This window comes from Paenibacillus tabacirhizosphaerae (assembly GCF_040812395.1).
GTDB lineage: Bacteria > Bacillota > Bacilli > Paenibacillales > NBRC-103111 > Paenibacillus_E.
Window position 1 is genome coordinate 246,342 of record NZ_JBFNXH010000006.1, and the last position, 16,970, is coordinate 263,311.

Sequence of the window (16,970 nt, forward strand, 5' to 3'; positions counted from 1 at the left end):
TATAAATCTACGGCTAGGCTTCTATATTTTATTAATAAGGAAGTGAACATATTTGAAAATTTATGTAGCCGGCACGCTCGATACATTACGAACAATTGCAAAGAAGCTCCACATAGAACTTGATACAATGATTACGTTAAACCCGCGTATTTCAGGACCTGATGTACCGCTTGCCGGCATGCATGTAAACCTTCCCCGCACACAGAAACCATCGCCTGCTCCACAACAAGGCTTATCCGCGACTTCCATCAGCCCGGTTTCCACAGTGGATTGGATCCCGATAACTTCGCTCGAGAAGATGAGCCAAACCGAGTATGATGTGCTAATCGTAGGAACCGGGGCGGGGGGCGGAGCTGTTCTCTGGCGATTGTGTCAACAATGGGGAAATAACGGGAAGAAGATCGGCGTTATAGAAGCAGGCGAGTTGCTCTTGCCAACCAATCTCTTGAACATCCAGACCATGAATACACAGCGCTATCTCGACATTGCCTACCACGATCCCAAATTTGCGATTCCGATCCCTGGCACGAGGTTTCGAAAAGTGATCGCATTGGGAGGAAGAACACTTGGATGGAGTGCGTTGAGTCCGCGCATGTATATAGCTAACTCTGACTGGCCGGTTCAGGAACTGGAAATGGATCGTTACTACAGCATCGCCGAGCAGGTAATGTGTGTGACAGATGATTATTCGAAAGGCTCTCCGATCAATCAAATTTATTTGAACCGCCTTTGGAACAGCCCCTACTTTGATGCCATGAACGAGCCGATGGCAGTCGATCTTGAACCGACCAAGTATGGAGAGATTCACTCCAACGTTTTTTTCAGTTCGATCACATTCCTGGCCCAGGCATTAAACAGGAGGCCTTATGATCTTGCTGTATTGTCCCGCGCCGTTCGGGTATTAACAAATAAGGGAAAAGCAGAGGGCGTACAAGTCATGACGCCGGATAAACGCTCTTTCAACCTGAAAGCAAAATATGTCGTTTTAAGCGCAAGCACAGTTGAGACCCCTCGTATTCTGCTCAATTCCGGCATTCATGGACGAGCGATAGGCCATTACCTGACTAATCATTCGAATGCAGCCGGGCGGGCATTGATCCATCGCAAGGATTATCCGTATGTGCTAGGAACGATCGGCATATTGATACCTGAGTCAAAAGAACGCCCGTACCAGGTGCAAATTGAAGGGCCAATCGATTACCGTTTTTACTTCGACAAACAAATTCCATTCAAGGAACAAATGGAACTGCAGATTATCGGCGTCGGCAGAGTTGAATCGAGATTCGAGAACCAGATCACCCTGGACCCTCATGCGCGAGACGAGTATGGCATGCCTCAAGTACAAGTCCGCCTTGATTACAATGAAACAGACCAAACCATTCTGCGGCAGTCGGCACAAGCAGTGAGACAAATTACGGACTTGCTCGGCGCCCCGCTGATCTCCCTCAGTTTTCAGGAGTCTCTTGCGGGCGATCATGAATCGGGAACATGCCGAATGGGCCTCGATCCGGAGACCTCCGTAACCGGCAGGTACGGTCAGGTCCACGGCATTTCCGGGCTTTATGTCGCAGACAACAGTGTCCTGCCCTTCCTCGGCGCGGCGAATCCGACACTGACTACAGTTGCTTTGGCCATGCGCACAGCGGACTATCTTGCACGCACCTTGAGCTAACTGCCTGCTTATGCGATTGAATTATCGATTATACTAGGGTCCAGCACATTATTGATGGTTGTGCCATTCACTGTATTTACAACATTCCCCGTACTTCCGCCAGGCCCGGAAACAGATTTAGAAGAGTTCTTCGGGGCAATTTCGAGGGTATCGCCGAAATTCACCGTTCCTGAGTTACTGTTAATATTTATATTCACAACGATTGAAGGCACTGGCTTCACTCCCAGAAATTGTAATTTCAACAACGAACAGGTAGAGCGTGATCAGGAGGACGGTTCTCTCAATAAATGGCGAATGTTTTTAATTCGCACCTCGGCTTTCATTATGCCGCTTGAACCAAGTTGGGCGAGACTGGAACCTGTAATTCTGAAAATATAGATGTCCCCGGCTTGAATAACCGGCGTTTCATTCATACGGGTCATCGTTATATTTTCCGTTATGACCGGATGCGATAAGGATCGGGAAAAGAGGGTATAGTCACGATAATTAAATTCATTGTCATAAAAAATCGCTTTTTCACGCTGGACAGCTATCGAATAAATGAGTGGGATAAACTTTTCGCTGTCTCCAATTTGGACAACAGAGATATTGTCTGTAACGCTGTTTTTGAAACTGCCGACGGATGTGATTCGATTGCTCAATGACCGTCACCCCCTTCATCGGCAGTTGGCTCTTGCAAGGGAACTACAGGAATGGTCACACCAATAATTTTGTCTTCCGGCGGCTCTTCAATAGCAAAAAACAATGAAACATGTTTAATATCCCCGACCATAAAATTGGATGAACTGCCAATTCCGAATAAATCAATATGATTTACAGAGAACTTCCCGTTGATGATATGATATTCCATTTCCTTATTGATTCCTTTCTTTTGGTAAACTTCGAATAAATGAATCAAATGTCTGTTCAATATCCCGTTTTATTTTATCTGTAATGGACTGTACAAATTGATCATCTTCCCTTTCTGTTGCTTCTTTTTTGACCTGATTCAAGTAATATTGGATTCGCCCGTCTATTTGTTTTTTGACATCCTCAACAATAAATTTCCGATAAGGATCATCCAAGTTATAATGGTTGTTCTTCTCGCAGTTTTTAAGCGTTTGAAACGCTTCATCATTGAAATACTCCGATATATGTCGTTGGATATCGTCAAACAGTTCAGGGGATTCATTTTCTATCGATGCTACATTGGTCGATTGCTCAACGGCGAATTCCTCAATGGATGAATCCGTACCGTTTGGCTTTATTCCTATATTTAATGTTCCTGACAATTTCTCGACTTTTAATAAATCGAATTTGTATTCATTCCTGATTGTGGCAGGCTGCGCACATTTTTGTTTCAAACTGTTCATTTCTTGTAGAAGCTGTTGCATCATGCCTTGAAGCTCTTTGATTTGATTGCTTTGATAATGTAAGTATCCGTGCAGTTGCTGTAAGTATCGTTGCCATTCAGAACTCATATACATAAAATCGACCTCGCTTATTCTGATTTGATCGAGATGCAGGGCGCTTGCTGTTTATCGCTCAAATACTTGCGGAGGTTCAATCAAAGGAACATAGATTTGTGTAGGTTTCAACATTTGTTGTCCTAACGATGGGGCCGGCTGAGTAAATTGCCCTGAATTATAAAACTGGGATAATGATTTGATCACGCCCGCGCTTCCAATCTGAAAAACGGAAGAGTTTGAAATCCCGTCAATTTTTATCGTATGAATGACAATATTTTGCTCAATGAATAGATTCATCGTTACTCACTCCTGCACTAATAATAGCGGGGCTCGGCGAAGGGCTATACTGTTCAAACGCGTCAATTCCATAAACATTAATGACACTCGGGGCAGTGTTAACATTTAAATGCTCTCCGGAATTAAAGGAACCGCCGCCTGCATAGGTTCTAAAAAAACCTTGCGGTGCAATCGTTCGGGCATCTCCGATATTCAGAACTCCGCTCAAGGAATTAACATTCACAGTTCCAACAATAGTCGGCATAACCTACATCCTTTTTAATCCTACAATATGTTCAGATATCTATAGGTGTTCACCTAAGCCTCAATTTTACATAGAATAAAAAGGAAATCATCGACCAGGAGGGCTTGGAAGTGAAAATGACTGTACGGAATAAAAAAGTAGAGATTGATACCATCAAAATAAAAGGCATTTCCGCTTCGTCTGTCTTTTTATTTGGCGACACAGAGACCATCACCAGTTCTGCCTATTTTGACACACCATCTGACTCGTTATTGATCACGCCGAAAGTTCCGATCCGTTCCAAAGAAAAGAACCGCAATCAATCCTTAAGCTGATTGGGAAATCCGAACAATCGCAAAGAGAGGGATACCATGAAGAGAATATTCGGCAGTTACAAAAAGTGCCAAACAATTCCCATTTTCCACCCTCCGCAATATCAACCACAGCAGCCAGGCATCGAATCGATCATGATCCCAAGGCCTATATCCGAGAAGCCATCCTACATAGGTGCATGCAAACTTTTAAACAAAGTGGCCATCATTACAGGCGGTGACAGCGGTATAGGAAGAGCTGTGTCTTACGCTTTTGCCAAAGAAGGAGCAGACATCGTCATTGTTTATTACAATGAACATGGCGATGCCGCAGAGACGAGAGAGAGAGTAATGGAGCTTGGCAGGCGGTGCATCACGATTGCCGGGGATATTGGCGACGAGGCGTTTTGCAAACAGATTGTGGAACAAACGATATCCGCCTTTGGGAGAATTGACACATTAGTCAACAACGCTGCGATCCAATTTTATCAAACGAGCATTGAGGATATTACCCGTGAGCAGATCGAATTAACGTTTCGAACGAACATTTTTTCTATGTTTTATCTGACGAAAGCGGTTCTGCCCTATTTGAAGCCGGGAAGCACGATCATCAATACAAGCTCGGAGACAGCGGTAAGAGGCTATAGAGATTTAATTGACTACTCAGCAACCAAGGGGGCTATCAGCACGTTCACCCGTTCCTTGAGTTTATCGTTAATTGATCGCGGCATTCGAGTCAATGCGGTAGCTCCGGGTACAACATGGACTCCGCTTATTCCCGCTTCCTCACCACCAGAGTCTTATGCATCTTCCGGCTTTGATACGCCCATGAAAAGAAGCGGTCAGCCTGCCGATCTCGCCCCGGCCTACGTATACTTGGCTTCCGACGATTCTTCCTATGTCATGGGTCAAGTGATACACGTAAACGGCGGGGATTACTTTAGTCAATGAGATTTATTCGTTTTTATCATTGTGACGATCGTAAGAAGAATGAGCGGACATGTATTGGCAATAAGATTCCAAAGCGGCCAAACATTCGTTAATACTTCACCCCATCTTGACTCCCCTTTAAACAACACGACGGAGAGCAATAAATTGACAAACGCAAGCGGGAAAATCAATATACGGTGATCGGGCAGTTTGAGAAGCCGGGCAATTGTCAAAGTCAACACCAATAGCGCAAGCGTTGCTTTCATATAAGAGCCAACAACCAGCGCATAACCGATAACGGATTCGATTCTTTCGATGATATCCTGGATACCAATCAACCGCGCAATTTGATACAGCGCAAATTTGATGTTGCCGGACGCAGGACCTAATATCATAATCGCACACACAGTTACAAGAATGAAGCACAAGCCATTGACCAAAAGAGCAAGGAACATGCCTCTATTCATATTTTTTTTGTCTTCCTTGCTAACATAATGTAGAAGCATAGAGAAAAGAAAAATTTCCGAATATGGGAACCCACAGGTGAAATAAGTTCCAAAAAGAATCGGTTTGATTCCATCAGGAGCAATGGGCAGCAGAAACTCTGGATGAAAATAGTAACTGGCCAAAAGCAAAGTGACAAAGACTGCCAACATGGTGATTGACATGAGCACGGTGAACATTCTCGCCATCGTTTCAATGCCTGAGCGCGCAGTCAATGAAATAAGAAAAAAAATGAAACCATGGATAATATATACAGACGTATCTTTCATCATCGAGCTTTTAAAAAACAACCCCATATCCAGCACAATGCCTGAAGCCATATGTAAAACAAGTGAAATAAACGGAAGCGCAAGAAGTATAGTCAACAAATTTCCAAACGTTTTTCGTCCATAATCGATAAAGCTTAATCCTGGGAACTTCCCGTTTAAATACAGCAAACATCCTAGTTGCAAACTGCCGATGGTCCATGAAATGATAAGGGAAATCCAGGCCCCGTTCTTGGCAAGAGCTGTTAAAGGCCCAGGGATGTTTATGATCGCAGAACCAGTTAAAAATATAAAAAAAAGGATGGATATTTGTTTTGCGCTTATCGATTCATTGTTGTTCATTTCATCCTCCGTTTCCGAATGAACGAGGTTAAGGAGTCGGTTTTAGCCATTTCACGATACGATCGGCTGGTGGCTTCAAAATGTAATCAATCAGTGTATTCAAATCCGGCCAATGCTTATCCATAATAAAATCAAGACTTAAATACACAGTGATGAGCATTATGCACAGATATGAAAGACGTTCCACAGGCTGGCCTTTCTTCACACCAGGGATGTCATACAACAAAATGCCCACATATACAACCAGAAGAAATCCTATTTTATGCAACATATGTATATGTTCCTTTGATCCAATGGATTATTATTCTTTTTTATTCCCGAAAGGCGAACTGATTTTCATGCCAGAATTCAGTATATTAACTTTAACATCAACAGTTATCCTGCTTTCGGCGAAACGCTCGCCCCATGTCGGCTTCCAACGCTTCCATAATGCGGGATCTTTCCGATAGATCTGATTTCCGACACCGATTGCATCTATTTTTTCATTCTGTAAATAGGCGATGGTTCTCCGTAATTTGCGTTCCACAATTTTTCCAATATTTTGTTCAAACAGCAATTCATCTTCTTCCGTTTTTAGCGTAGCGCATCGAAACTCGCCAAGCGATCCTTCAATGTCTGACATTACATGAATAATCGCTTCATTTTCTTTGATTTCTGTTTTAATCTTCGTTTTTATTGAAGTGACTTCTAAAGATTCCATCGACTTCTTTGGGTCTTCGCTGGAGCCCGTGCAGGGAAACTCCAGGATCCCGCTTTCATATTTGTCAAGAAGCATAACCAAGGATTCGGTGAATGACAGCTGCATGATATCAGCCAACTTCTCGTCTTTGAGCATGGCGAGCCCGGTAGCGGTAATGGGCTGGGAAGCATTGCTTTTATGTAAATATGGCAAAATCGCAACGTTCGTCTGGCCCAAAAATTGTACCGCCAGATCAAAAAGCGGGATATTCGACGTTTTGGCATTATATTTTGCGCCGGATTTTTGCATTTTCTGCAATTGCTGCCCAATTGTCTGCTCGATGAATGGTTTGACTTTCAAATAATCTGCCGCTTTCCCTTCGGCAATCATGACAGGGACCGTTGGCCTGGGCTCATGATCTCGCGAAAAGAAATCAAGCATCTCCCTGATGTTTTGTTTCCTGCCCAGCTCCTCGCTTATGATAATAGCGCGCATATGATCCCACTTCGCTTTGCGCCCTAAATGGCTTGGAATATCGCGTATCGCATCGAATATGGTATCTCCCTCCGTTCGAATAGTAATACCTTTTACTGGAGGCTTCCCGCCTCCGCCAAGCCCCCCCCCTTCAGATGGATTATAAAAATGCGTGGTCATCACAAACTCGCTATCTTCACTCCTATCAAGCGCTACAGCTTGGGCAAATCCGAATTCCGTCAATTCCGCTTTATCCCCGCAGCCGGCCAGCAGAAAAATAATCGGGAGGGAATAGACGACAGGCAGCCATACTCTCATTGAACCTTCTTCCTCTCTGCCGGTAATTTGTGTTGGTGGCGGTTCCTTGGTGAATGAAGCAATATTTTCCGAGGTATCACAATAAACAAATCCCGAAATTGTTTGATTTCAAGCGGCGCCACAGGGGAAAGGTACGGTTGACCGAGCGAGCGCAAAGTCGTCAGATGCAAAAAAGTTAGCAGTAAGCCGAACATAACACCGAATCCCCCAAGAGTTGCAGCAAGCATCATCAAAGGAAATCTTAAAATACGGATGGCAATAGCCATGCTGTACTGAGGGAGCGCAAACGAGGCGATGCCGGTCAGGGAAACGACAATCACCATAACTGGCGAAGCAATCTTGGCTTGAATGGCAGCCTGTCCGATAACGAGCGCGCCGACTATGCTGACGGCGGAGCCGATCGGCCGTGGCAAGCGTATGCCCGCTTCCCGAAGAATTTCAAAAAAGAATTCCATCAGCAGTGCTTCGATAAACGCTGGAAATGGAATCCCCTCCCGAGTGTCAAGAACGGCCAGCAACAAAACGGTCGGGATTAACTCAGAATGGAATGTCGTCAAAGCAATATAAGTACTTGGCAATAATAGCGCCATCAGGCTCGCTCCGAAACGGAGCAGCCTGATTAGCGAAGAAAAGAGAGATCTATGATAATAGTCCTCGCTTGTTACAAAAAACTCGAAAAAGAGGCCAGGACAGACCACGATTGTAGGCGTTCCGTCCACCAATACAATTATTTTACCGTCTAGCAATGCGGCAACAGCATTATCAGGCCTTTCTGTATAACGGACTTGCGGAAAGGGAGACAGCTTCGAATCTCCGATCCAATCCTCCAAATAGGACGTTTCAAGGATCTCTTCATTAGTGATTTGCGATAACCGCCGCTTAAATTCGGATAATGTTTCGGGATTTACAGCTCCCTCCAGATATCCATACGAAATGCGCCTCCGACATTCCTCACCTGCGGTAAAATAATGAAACTTCAGTCGGGGGGATCTCAGCAAGTTACGAATAATGCCAATATTAGCGTCAAGATCCTCAATCATACTCATATGAGGTCCTTGCACAACCGGCTCTGTGATTGGTTCAGTAATCTGACGATTTTGTATACCAAGCGCGCTATAGCTTATCGCTTTATTCCACTCGTCAAAGAAGATAATGATATGCCCGTCCAGAATGAGATTTGTGACTTGAACGAAATCTTCTGCAATCATTGCCGACTGGGCTGATACCCCGTTCTTAGAAAAAAAGCGCATGACATCTTCTGTTGTAATCGTTGTTGCCGGTCCTACTTCGTGTGTGACCAGATCCTGCAAGGATTCTTTCATATAATTTACTTTTTTATCTTTGATCAGCGTTTCCAGGTAAACGGAGAATGCCTTTTTTTCGAGGGATGGACCATAGCTCCAATGAAGGATCCTCAGGTCGTTACAGTCCACAAATGTATCCTGAATTTGCTTCAGATTATCCTTCAAACTCTGTGAAATCGGTAATTGATTAATTACTCCTGATTGGGTTCCTTCGTCTGAAGGTCCCTCTGGTGATTTACGCGGCAAATGTTTCTTCTTCAGAAGTTGTCTCCACATCATTAGCATGCATCCTTATCTTCAGAGTATAAAAAGAACATACATGGCTTAACACAAGCATCTCCTTAAAAATCCATATTTAACCGCTTGAGAAAACATTCACCTATTATGACACCCTTACGGCGCTGATCATGTTCGAATGAAATGACAACAAGAAAAGACCTCTATGCAAGCAGGCCTTATCTTGACAACCCTACCGCATAAAGGACTCCCGTCCGGCTTCGCTTAGAGCTTCACCGGATTCACATGTGCTGGCCTTACTACTGGCTTGCTGTAGTTTTGATTGTCAGTTGAAGTGATTTTTACAGCCCCATCCACCTTGATTTGAACCTGTTTAACGCTTGTATTCTCTGTTAAGGAGAGAATGACGGACTGCAGCGCATCGCCTGGCGCCTTCTGATCAGAACCGAGCAGCTTACTGGAGAAATCAACCGTCACCAAGCCCTCCGCTTGTTTGACGCTTTTCACTTCCGTGGTTGCATTCAGGACACTGGTCAAGCCTTTCTTCGCATCCGGTCCTTTGATGAGCTGGTCCACGACAGCTTTTGCCACATCATCGGTTCTTTTTACCAACCGGGTTACGGGTACATAATATTTGTAATTTTGATCATTTTGATTCAAAAAGTACAGAGTGACCGGCGTCGATTGACCGAACTCGGCATCCTCCGCTTTTTCAATATTGATGCCCATCGTACGAGCAAGCGGCGTGTCGAGCGGCGTTCTGCCTTTAGGCATTTCTTTCAGCTCTTTGCCGTTCACCCAAATCTGCACCTTCTCTACGGTCGGAAAACTGGTGAGCGCCCAAGTAATGGCTTCAAGCATTTTCCGTTCATTTTGCTGGTCATAATTAAGAAATTCTTTGGAGAAATCGACGACAGCCCGTTTATCGCTCGTTACATTAACGCCCAACACTTTGGTGTCTTTCGGGAGCAGGGCTTGGAAGCCCGCGGGCAGAAGACTTGAAACCTGTCCTCCATCCACCATATACTCCAGCGTCGTCTTCGCTACGGATTGCGACTTAGGCAGGCCCAAGCTCACCGGGGTGACAAAACCTTTGGCATCTTTCACATACACAGTCATTTGCGACGAATTGTCCCCAGACATATCAATCGTTACTGCGCTCGAAGTCGTTTGCGCATCTACATCTGTCTCCACTTTGGGAGGCGCATCAATATCACTCTTTTTGCCAGATCCGAGAACCGAACAGCCCGTAGTCAGCAAGGCAATCACCCCCGCGATAGCGGCTGAACGAAGCCAATGTTGTTGTTTCATTCTTTCTCCTCCTTTAAGGTCTAGCCTGTACTAACCTTTTTCGTATTATTATGTATACGAGGCTTTGTCCGATTTATAACTACTTTTTGGTATGCTATACTCATGAAATAGATTAGACCGAACTGGAGGCAATGGCATGCGAACGTTTCTAAAAGAAAAAACGATGATTTTCAATGATTTTCGCGAAGAAGTTTTTGGTCACTACCCTCAGGCCGTGATTGAAGAAGCCGTAGCTCGTCTGCTGGTTGAAATAAAAGGGATCAAGAAAATTCCTTACGAAACGATTACCAGCACCCTGTTAGGCGTGCTAAGCAAGACAGAAACCTATAATGTGATGACCACCCTCATGGAACTGCAAAAAAAGGTAAAGCACGATCCCGAGCTGCTCGCCAGCATGAAGGATCCCTCCTATAATGTGCATCGCACGATTGCCATGTCCATCTGCGGCATTTATGGAAGCGGCGCTATTTCCTTGTTCGGCTTCGTAGATTGCAAGTTCAGATTTTTCTTCCCAACCCGGCGTCCCAAATCCTTCATCTCCAAAGGCATTTGCGCCATTGTAGCGTCTACCGCAAGCGTCATTATTTCTGAGCATGTGAAAACAGACTATACAGAACGCAATCTCTCCTTACTCCAATCTAGAGGCGTGGCCCTAGATGATATGGTCGAAATCCTCGATCACTTGCAGCGTCCCTATAACCCGGACATGGAGCGCAGTCTATGCGAGGAACACATCCTCGCTGTGTTAAGGAAGCAGCAAACCTTCCATGCAATCCAACTCGCCATAAAAATCGATACAGCTGTTGAAAATGGAGAATTCAGCGAGCAGTATACACATACCGTCGGCCATGACGAGGGACTATTTGGCGTTGACGAAAGCATCGCTACAGCGATTCCTCTCATGTACGGTACTATCGCCCTGACCAACTTCGGGTTCCTGGATAAGCAAAAAATCGGCATTATTTCTGAGCTCGACAGCGACCATACAGAAGGTAAATGCAATACATTTATCGATGATATTGTTTGCGGGGTCGTTGCCGCTGCCTGCGGGCGTCTCGCGCATAACAATACGCCTACTTATAGTAAGCCTCTTCAATGAGATCAGGAATTACGAGGATTGAAAAAGCATGGAATGAGCGCAGATACGTGCAACCGCAACCTGTAGCGCCGCCGCATAGCAGCGGTCAAACCCCACTCGGCATGTAGCCAGCTCTCGTAAAACACCCTCCGCGAGGGAAAGCATTGAGGGAGCCGGAGGAGCAACCGATGTTCAAGCAGCGTCGCCAGCATGGGGTAGACAAGGGATCATACTCCTGGCTCGGCTCGGTTCGGTGCGCTTAACTCGCGGAACAGCGGTACGCTATTTCACCGTAGAATCCCATTTAGGATGGTGAAAGGGAACTATGATGCGCTATTCCGGCATTTGTGAGCATTCCCCCCTCGATTCTTGCAAATAACGCACTCACGTTCCGTGAAATCAACCTACAAGCCCAAATGGCTATCCATAGCGCACCGACGTTCCGCTCGTTCGGGCACCCGAAATGAAATCATAAGCAAACGTCAACTTTCGCCCTGCGCAAAAAATGAGACTCTTCTCAAAAGTCATTTCTTGATTTTTGAGCCCCCACTCTGACATGAAATGCATAAAATAAGGGGTAAACTTCGCTCACCCCAAACCCAAAACATATACATTCATATATGTAAAAAGAAGCCTCCAAAACCGCTTATATAGTGGTTTTGAAGGCTTCTTCGCACATAATTTGGGACTGGCTCGCTCGTTGCTAACCTTCATTTACTATCTATGCTAACCGATTAAACGGCGATATAACGGACCTGCTCGGCATCCGCCTCCAGCTGTCGGATGCGGCCCTCCGCTTCAAGCAAAATCAAATGCGCAATCGTCTCCGACAGCGCGAAGCGCATCTGGTGGATCGACAGCCGATCGCCGAACGTGGTGCGGCATACTTCATATGCGGTAAGCAGCGCGCTCAGGTGCTGCTCCATGAGTACCAGCCGCTCATGGTGATGGCGCACCAGCTCCTCAGCGCGCGCAGCGAACCCCGCCCAAGGCTCCCGGTGCCCCGGGAAAGCCATCTTCACAGGCAGCCTGCTCATCTCCTGCAGGCTGCTGAGGTATGCGCCGAGCGGATTATCTTCCACCTGCGGGAGGAAGCTGACGTTCGGCGATATTTGCGGCAGGACGTGATCGCCGCAAAAAACTATCTCCGCCTCGGCGTCGTAGAAGATGAGATGACCCGCGGCATGGCCGGGGGTCTCGATCGCTTCGTACACGCGGTCCCCGAGGCGCACGGGCCCTTCGCCCAGCAGCGTGATCTGCGGCTGCGGGGAAACCATCGGGACGAAGCCCGCCATGTGCTTCGTCATCTCGTCCAGCCCGTCAGCCGGCAGGCCGTGACGGGCGAACAGCGTCAGGAGCAGCGCCGACATCGGCTGCTCCTCGCCCCACAGGAGCTGCACCTGACGCAGGCCGGTCTCCGAGAGGAGTACCGGCGCGCCCGTGCGCTCCTGGAACCACCCCGCCATCCCGTAGTGGTCGGGATGGTGATGGGTGAGCACAATCTGCTCGATGTGCTCAAAAGCAATGCCGCGCTCCTGCAGCACCGTGAGCCAGAGCGCCTCCGCATCCGGGGTGTGCAGCCCCGGATCGATGACCGTATACCCGTCGCTGCCGCGTACGAGATAGGCGTTGACCCATCGCAGCGGAAAAGGCAGCGGAACTTTAACTTGAAGGATGTAATCGTTATGCTCGGTTACGATGTTCATTTTGTGCTGCTCATCCTTCCTTATGTCCTACAAAAATCATCCGGCTGGATGCTTCCGCATCATAAGCCTGCCCGTCATAACCGCCATAGACATGGTCGATATGCAGTCCGGCTTTGCCCAGCATCGCTTCAAAAGCTGCGCGCTCATACAGCTTCACCTGCTCCAGATACTCGCGGTCAGGAGCGCCCTCCTGCGAAATCGTAATTCGTTTGCGCACACAGCCGTCTTCAATGCGTCTGGACTCCCGAATCAGATTGCCGTCCTCCGATCTCTCCGAGCTGGGAACGAGATGAGTCTTCACATGAATGGGGTTCAGGAAATCAACGATAAATTTCCCGTTAGCTTTTAGCAAACGATTCATTTCGTAGAAGACCTTCTCATTTTCTTCATCCTCATCAAAATACCCAAACGACGTAAACAAATTAACGACCGCATCAAACGTATGTTCAAGCGGCACCTCGCGCATATCGCCGCGCAGCCACTTCACCTGCTTGCCCGTGTCACGTGAGATCGCATCACTCAGCAGCACCTCCGACAAATCGACCCCCGTCACCTTGTAGCCAAACTCAGACAGCGCCATCGAATGCCGTCCCATGCCGCAGCATAAATCCAATACTTCCGCACCCTGCGGGATGTGAAGCCAGTCCATCATTTTTTTCACTTCATGGTAAGCGCCCTGCAAATCTCTATGCTTATAAACCAGTAAATAATCGTTCCCGAAACTTTCCTGATACCATGCCGTTTTACTTTCGCCATTTACATGTAAATTCATTGGTCACCTATCCAATAATTAAATTATAATATTTGCCTATTTTGCAGCAAACGAAGGCCTTCCTCCGCCTCTTCCTTGCTAAAATTACCAGCGAACAATATCGTTTCTTCCGTGTCCAAAAGTCGCTCATAAAATAAAATGCCGTGTGCTTTCGCTAGCTCCGCACGTCCCGGATAATCATCCATAAAATGGAATATTATATCCTCCGCTTTAGCATACTCGCCCTGTGATTCATAATAACCGAAAAGCCGCAGCATAATTTGCTCAGGTAAGACCCATGACTGCAACCGTTCCAAGCTCTGCGCAATTCGCAGCGACGCCTCCTTGCTCATATCAGGATCCTCGATCGAAGGAGTCGCAACGAGAAGCAATACTAGATCCAATGATTTTAGATAAGAGACGTAAGCATCATTAAACTGCTCGTTCTGCCGATACATGTCCCCATTGCCCATAAACAAGTCGCCGAGAACCAAGGCTTTACCGGTATCCGTATTGCCCTGATAAGTCAACAGCTCCAAAATATCCTTGCTGGACAAGGCCAAGAGCGACCTCACATTCAGTCCCAGCAAATGACGGCTTGCCTCATCTAATAATTGCTGAGCGTCGCCGATAGGGATGTGCTCCTTGTTAAACAATATCCGATGCAGCACCACTGTCATTTGCTCGATTTGCCGCATAAAATAGTCACGTCTGAACAAAAGAGAATCCCCCATCCTCCGAAAAAATGCCTCTTTTCAGCTTACCATGCATCTGGATGAAACTCAAAAGCAGATATCGCCCATTTTTCCTCATAACCTTGTATTTCCCAATACCCGAGCAAGGAGGGGTGACACACATCCATGGGCAGCGACCACAAAAACAAATTTCTACTTACGAACCGCGAACGAGAAGTATTCGAACTTTTGGTGCAGGACAAAACGACTAAGGATATCGCGCAGCAGCTTTCCATAAGCGAAAAGACTGTGAGAAATCACATTTCCAATGTGATGTGGTTTAAAACACACACATTCTAAAATGTCTGAAATTCTTGATTTCATTGGGTTTTTGGGTAGTGTGGATTGGTCGGCATTGAGTCAGCTGAAATCGTGATTTAGCGAAGGAATGAACTATTCGGTTTTGCCAGTAGGTAAGATAAATTTTCAGAAATAAAAAATCCCCCACCAGCCAAAAGCCAGTGGGGGCTATATTAAAACTCTACCTTGAAAATTCCATCGCGTTTGTTGTCATTTGGATATTTTTCATAAAAGTCAACAGTAGACCCAGATATAAGTATATTTTTTAATATTAATTTTTTTGCTTGGGCTTCGATTGCCTTAGTGTTTCCAATCGTCTTTAATACTATATTTACTAAAGTAATACTATCATGCAATTCTTTTATAAATATGGGCAAGCTCGCTTTAATCCTTCCTCCGCTCACCAATAAATTCATGTCAAACTCTAGAGGAAGAGTACCATCACTTCTAACCCCTAATCCTATTCCATTTTGGCTTAAGTTCTCAGTATCGGGATTATAAATAAAAATGTCTTTGGGTTGATACTGCCCTTCAATCTTAATACTATAGTTTCCATAATCTCGAATAACGGGATTGTTTACAGTAATACTTCTACAATTTTGTTTAATAACCAGTGCTCCATCGGATGCCCCAACTAGATTCGTTAATCTATTGGGGTAAGTTGTAACATTCACACATGATAAAAATTCAAGACATTGATCGTTTGCATCAACAATGTGTGCTGTTACATCTATATTATGACATTCCGAAAATTGTACTGCTTCATTTCTGTTGCCGGTTCTAGCTACGTAATCCCAAGTACACCCAGTTGTGCTAACTCCTTTATCACTAATATTTACCCCAACGCCAGTTGGTGCTGCGCTACCCGAGACACCTGGCTCTTTACAAATATATATTTTTGTATCTAACTGATCCGACTTTACAACATCATTAACTTCATATGCTTTTCCAGGAGTCCAGTCTTTGTTAATTGTCATTATATCTCTATAGACTTGACATGCACCTATCGAGTTATAATTAACGATTAGATTACGGCTACCGTAGATAATTGAATCACTGTATGTTGAACTATTAAAGTGAGCATTAATAGTCCCTTGTTGCAACCCATTTCCTCGTAATGCTTTGTCACCTGGGATTCTACCGACCTTTGTAGCATAATAATTCACCGAAAAATTGTTGCAATCATTCATTAACAATCCCAATAAAGCTTTTAGATTCGTTGCTCTAATTTCTGCACTGAAATCAGCACATTGGTTAAATGCGATTCCACTTCCATATGCACTTCTACTTCCCTCCAAGGCTATATCAATGCTACCACCCACACAATGATTAATAATAAATCCGCCACCTGATGAAGATATAAAGTTCCCATTGATATTTAATCGGTACGGATACTTTATCTTTGTTACTGTAACATTCGGAGTATATGTCCCCACGTATTTCCACGAAACACCACCAACACCATCTGAAATACTATCACCATTTCCACTAGGAGCAGTATCTTTCGATATTCCTATTTGCAGCGATTCATATACCTTGTTTGTGTCACTATAAACTCTTTCACCACTTATGTATGAAGTATTAGGTTGCCATGCCCTATATTTGGTAAAATTGAAATTAATCTGTCTATCCAAAATTACTTTACCATCAGATTTGACACTTTCAACTCGCGCCACTGCCTTTCCAAATGTATATCTCGCAACAGGATATTCAGCACTAATTGCGCCAGCAATTTCAACATAGTCTCCAGCCCCATAAGGAATAGGATTAGGTAGAGGACTTATAAACTTAAAGAAGTTGTCGCCATCCAAGATATCTTCTATTGGATAAGGTGTATCCATGGCACTATCAAATACAAATCCAAAATCTCCTGCGAACTCTACTTTTCCATCACTTTTAAAACTAACATTAATGTCAGTAATTAAAATATTTGAACCCAAAGTATATTTACCTGATGGAAAAATTAGTTCTACGCTTTGTCCAGATTTCCCTTGTAAAGCTGAGTTGATATTACTGATATCGGTGACCACAATGCTGCTCATTTTTCACCACTCCTTTTGGATATTATTTACATTTAAATTATAC

At 45.1% G+C, this 16,970-nt stretch carries 20 protein-coding genes; 5 read left to right on the plus strand and 15 right to left on the minus strand.

The features are described 5' to 3' along the window. Window positions 1-52: 52 nt before the first annotated feature. Window positions 53-1,672 carry a GMC oxidoreductase gene (locus ABRS97_RS13590; protein WP_367814652.1) on the plus strand — a complete coding sequence of 540 codons (1,620 nt, stop codon included), beginning with the start codon at window positions 53-55 and terminating at the stop codon, window positions 1,670-1,672. An 8-nt stretch (window positions 1,673-1,680) separates the two neighbouring features. On the opposite strand, the gene ABRS97_RS13595 is transcribed toward ABRS97_RS13590, so the two are convergent. The 6 genes from ABRS97_RS13595 to ABRS97_RS13620 are packed head-to-tail and all read right to left on the minus strand — an operon-like array spanning window position 1,681 to window position 3,661. Further along, the gene (locus ABRS97_RS13595; protein WP_367814654.1) at window positions 1,681-1,884 is read right to left on the minus strand and encodes a spore germination protein; all 204 of its coding nucleotides are present in this window, start codon (window positions 1,882-1,884) and stop codon (window positions 1,681-1,683) included. A gap of 51 nt (window positions 1,885-1,935) precedes the next feature. Then, complete coding sequence (locus ABRS97_RS13600) at window positions 1,936-2,313, minus strand: spore germination protein GerPE (RefSeq protein ID WP_367814656.1); 378 nt, start codon at window positions 2,311-2,313, stop codon at window positions 1,936-1,938. Further along, entirely contained in the window at window positions 2,310-2,522 is a 213-nt protein-coding gene (locus ABRS97_RS13605) for a spore gernimation protein GerPD (protein WP_367814658.1), read from the minus strand. The genes ABRS97_RS13600 and ABRS97_RS13605 overlap by 4 nt, the downstream gene beginning before the upstream one ends. Before the next feature lie 4 nt (window positions 2,523-2,526). Beyond that, entirely contained in the window at window positions 2,527-3,138 is a 612-nt protein-coding gene (gerPC, locus tag ABRS97_RS13610; protein WP_367814660.1) for a spore germination protein GerPC, read from the minus strand. Window positions 3,139-3,189: 51 nt separating this feature from the next. Then, on the minus strand, window positions 3,190-3,417 hold the full coding sequence (locus ABRS97_RS13615; protein ID WP_367814662.1) for a spore germination protein GerPB: 228 nt from the start codon (window positions 3,415-3,417) through the stop codon (window positions 3,190-3,192). After that, window positions 3,401-3,661, minus strand: coding sequence for a spore germination protein (locus ABRS97_RS13620; RefSeq protein ID WP_367814664.1), 261 nt, complete (start codon window positions 3,659-3,661; stop codon window positions 3,401-3,403). The genes ABRS97_RS13615 and ABRS97_RS13620 overlap by 17 nt, the downstream gene beginning before the upstream one ends. Before the next feature lie 116 nt (window positions 3,662-3,777). Between ABRS97_RS13620 and ABRS97_RS13625 the strand changes: the two genes are divergently transcribed. Further along, on the plus strand, window positions 3,778-3,975 hold the full coding sequence (locus tag ABRS97_RS13625; RefSeq protein ID WP_367814892.1) for a spore gernimation protein GerPD: 198 nt from the start codon (window positions 3,778-3,780) through the stop codon (window positions 3,973-3,975). A gap of 36 nt (window positions 3,976-4,011) precedes the next feature. Next, complete coding sequence (locus ABRS97_RS13630; protein ID WP_367814666.1) at window positions 4,012-4,902, plus strand: SDR family oxidoreductase; 891 nt, start codon at window positions 4,012-4,014, stop codon at window positions 4,900-4,902. On the opposite strand, the gene ABRS97_RS13635 is transcribed toward ABRS97_RS13630, so the two are convergent. From ABRS97_RS13635 to ABRS97_RS13655, 5 genes are all read right to left on the minus strand, one after another. Continuing rightward, window positions 4,896-5,993 carry a GerAB/ArcD/ProY family transporter gene (locus ABRS97_RS13635; RefSeq protein WP_367814668.1) on the minus strand — a complete coding sequence of 366 codons (1,098 nt, stop codon included), beginning with the start codon at window positions 5,991-5,993 and terminating at the stop codon, window positions 4,896-4,898. The genes ABRS97_RS13630 and ABRS97_RS13635 overlap by 7 nt on opposite strands. Before the next feature lie 28 nt (window positions 5,994-6,021). After that, on the minus strand, window positions 6,022-6,264 hold the full coding sequence (locus ABRS97_RS13640; protein WP_367814670.1) for a hypothetical protein: 243 nt from the start codon (window positions 6,262-6,264) through the stop codon (window positions 6,022-6,024). Window positions 6,265-6,294: 30 nt separating this feature from the next. Then, window positions 6,295-7,464, minus strand: coding sequence for a Ger(x)C family spore germination protein (locus ABRS97_RS13645; RefSeq protein WP_367814672.1), 1,170 nt, complete (start codon window positions 7,462-7,464; stop codon window positions 6,295-6,297). After that, window positions 7,461-9,047, minus strand: coding sequence for a spore germination protein (locus tag ABRS97_RS13650; protein ID WP_367814674.1), 1,587 nt, complete (start codon window positions 9,045-9,047; stop codon window positions 7,461-7,463). The genes ABRS97_RS13645 and ABRS97_RS13650 overlap by 4 nt, the downstream gene beginning before the upstream one ends. A gap of 222 nt (window positions 9,048-9,269) precedes the next feature. Beyond that, window positions 9,270-10,316, minus strand: coding sequence for a GerMN domain-containing protein (locus ABRS97_RS13655; RefSeq protein ID WP_367814676.1), 1,047 nt, complete (start codon window positions 10,314-10,316; stop codon window positions 9,270-9,272). A gap of 136 nt (window positions 10,317-10,452) precedes the next feature. Here ABRS97_RS13655 and ABRS97_RS13660 point away from each other — a divergent pair, with 136 nt between their 5' ends. Next, window positions 10,453-11,415, plus strand: a complete 963-nt coding sequence (locus ABRS97_RS13660) for a phosphatidylglycerophosphatase A family protein (protein WP_367814678.1) — start codon at window positions 10,453-10,455, stop codon at window positions 11,413-11,415. A 713-nt stretch (window positions 11,416-12,128) separates the two neighbouring features. On the opposite strand, the gene ABRS97_RS13665 is transcribed toward ABRS97_RS13660, so the two are convergent. Genes ABRS97_RS13665 through ABRS97_RS13675 form a run of 3 tightly spaced genes read right to left on the minus strand, consistent with a single transcriptional unit; the run spans window position 12,129 to window position 14,570 of the window. After that, window positions 12,129-13,100, minus strand: coding sequence for an MBL fold metallo-hydrolase (locus tag ABRS97_RS13665; protein ID WP_367814680.1), 972 nt, complete (start codon window positions 13,098-13,100; stop codon window positions 12,129-12,131). A gap of 10 nt (window positions 13,101-13,110) precedes the next feature. Next, entirely contained in the window at window positions 13,111-13,872 is a 762-nt protein-coding gene (locus tag ABRS97_RS13670) for a class I SAM-dependent methyltransferase (protein WP_367814682.1), read from the minus strand. A 23-nt stretch (window positions 13,873-13,895) separates the two neighbouring features. Beyond that, entirely contained in the window at window positions 13,896-14,570 is a 675-nt protein-coding gene (locus ABRS97_RS13675; protein WP_367814684.1) for a DUF6483 family protein, read from the minus strand. A 141-nt stretch (window positions 14,571-14,711) separates the two neighbouring features. Here ABRS97_RS13675 and ABRS97_RS13680 point away from each other — a divergent pair, with 141 nt between their 5' ends. Beyond that, the gene (locus tag ABRS97_RS13680) at window positions 14,712-14,885 is read left to right on the plus strand and encodes a LuxR C-terminal-related transcriptional regulator (protein WP_483312510.1); all 174 of its coding nucleotides are present in this window, start codon (window positions 14,712-14,714) and stop codon (window positions 14,883-14,885) included. Window positions 14,886-15,058: 173 nt separating this feature from the next. On the opposite strand, the gene ABRS97_RS13685 is transcribed toward ABRS97_RS13680, so the two are convergent. Continuing rightward, window positions 15,059-16,927: a hypothetical protein gene (locus tag ABRS97_RS13685; RefSeq protein WP_367814686.1), complete on the minus strand. Its 1,869-nt coding sequence runs from the start codon at window positions 16,925-16,927 to the stop codon at window positions 15,059-15,061. Window positions 16,928-16,970 lie beyond the last annotated feature (43 nt).

Excerpts from the sequence above, each read along its gene's own strand:
- ABRS97_RS13665 (WP_367814680.1), bottom strand. The coding sequence starts at position 13,100 with ATGAACATCGTAACCGAGCATAACGATTACATCCTTCAAGTTAAAGTT.
- ABRS97_RS13605 (WP_367814658.1), bottom strand. The coding sequence starts at position 2,522 with ATGGAATATCATATCATCAACGGGAAGTTCTCTGTAAATCATATTGAT.
- ABRS97_RS13630 (WP_367814666.1), top strand. The coding sequence starts at position 4,012 with ATGAAGAGAATATTCGGCAGTTACAAAAAGTGCCAAACAATTCCCATT.
- ABRS97_RS13620 (WP_367814664.1), bottom strand. The coding sequence starts at position 3,661 with ATGCCGACTATTGTTGGAACTGTGAATGTTAATTCCTTGAGCGGAGTT.
- ABRS97_RS13685 (WP_367814686.1), bottom strand. The coding sequence starts at position 16,927 with ATGAGCAGCATTGTGGTCACCGATATCAGTAATATCAACTCAGCTTTA.
- gerPC (WP_367814660.1), bottom strand. The coding sequence starts at position 3,138 with ATGTATATGAGTTCTGAATGGCAACGATACTTACAGCAACTGCACGGA.
- ABRS97_RS13680 (WP_483312510.1), top strand. The coding sequence starts at position 14,712 with ATGGGCAGCGACCACAAAAACAAATTTCTACTTACGAACCGCGAACGA.
- ABRS97_RS13655 (WP_367814676.1), bottom strand. The coding sequence starts at position 10,316 with ATGAAACAACAACATTGGCTTCGTTCAGCCGCTATCGCGGGGGTGATT.
- ABRS97_RS13640 (WP_367814670.1), bottom strand. The coding sequence starts at position 6,264 with ATGTTGCATAAAATAGGATTTCTTCTGGTTGTATATGTGGGCATTTTG.
- ABRS97_RS13660 (WP_367814678.1), top strand. The coding sequence starts at position 10,453 with ATGCGAACGTTTCTAAAAGAAAAAACGATGATTTTCAATGATTTTCGC.
- ABRS97_RS13645 (WP_367814672.1), bottom strand. The coding sequence starts at position 7,464 with ATGAGAGTATGGCTGCCTGTCGTCTATTCCCTCCCGATTATTTTTCTG.
- ABRS97_RS13650 (WP_367814674.1), bottom strand. The coding sequence starts at position 9,047 with ATGATGTGGAGACAACTTCTGAAGAAGAAACATTTGCCGCGTAAATCA.
- ABRS97_RS13615 (WP_367814662.1), bottom strand. The coding sequence starts at position 3,417 with ATGAATCTATTCATTGAGCAAAATATTGTCATTCATACGATAAAAATT.
- ABRS97_RS13625 (WP_367814892.1), top strand. The coding sequence starts at position 3,778 with ATGACTGTACGGAATAAAAAAGTAGAGATTGATACCATCAAAATAAAA.
- ABRS97_RS13635 (WP_367814668.1), bottom strand. The coding sequence starts at position 5,993 with ATGAACAACAATGAATCGATAAGCGCAAAACAAATATCCATCCTTTTT.
- ABRS97_RS13670 (WP_367814682.1), bottom strand. The coding sequence starts at position 13,872 with ATGAATTTACATGTAAATGGCGAAAGTAAAACGGCATGGTATCAGGAA.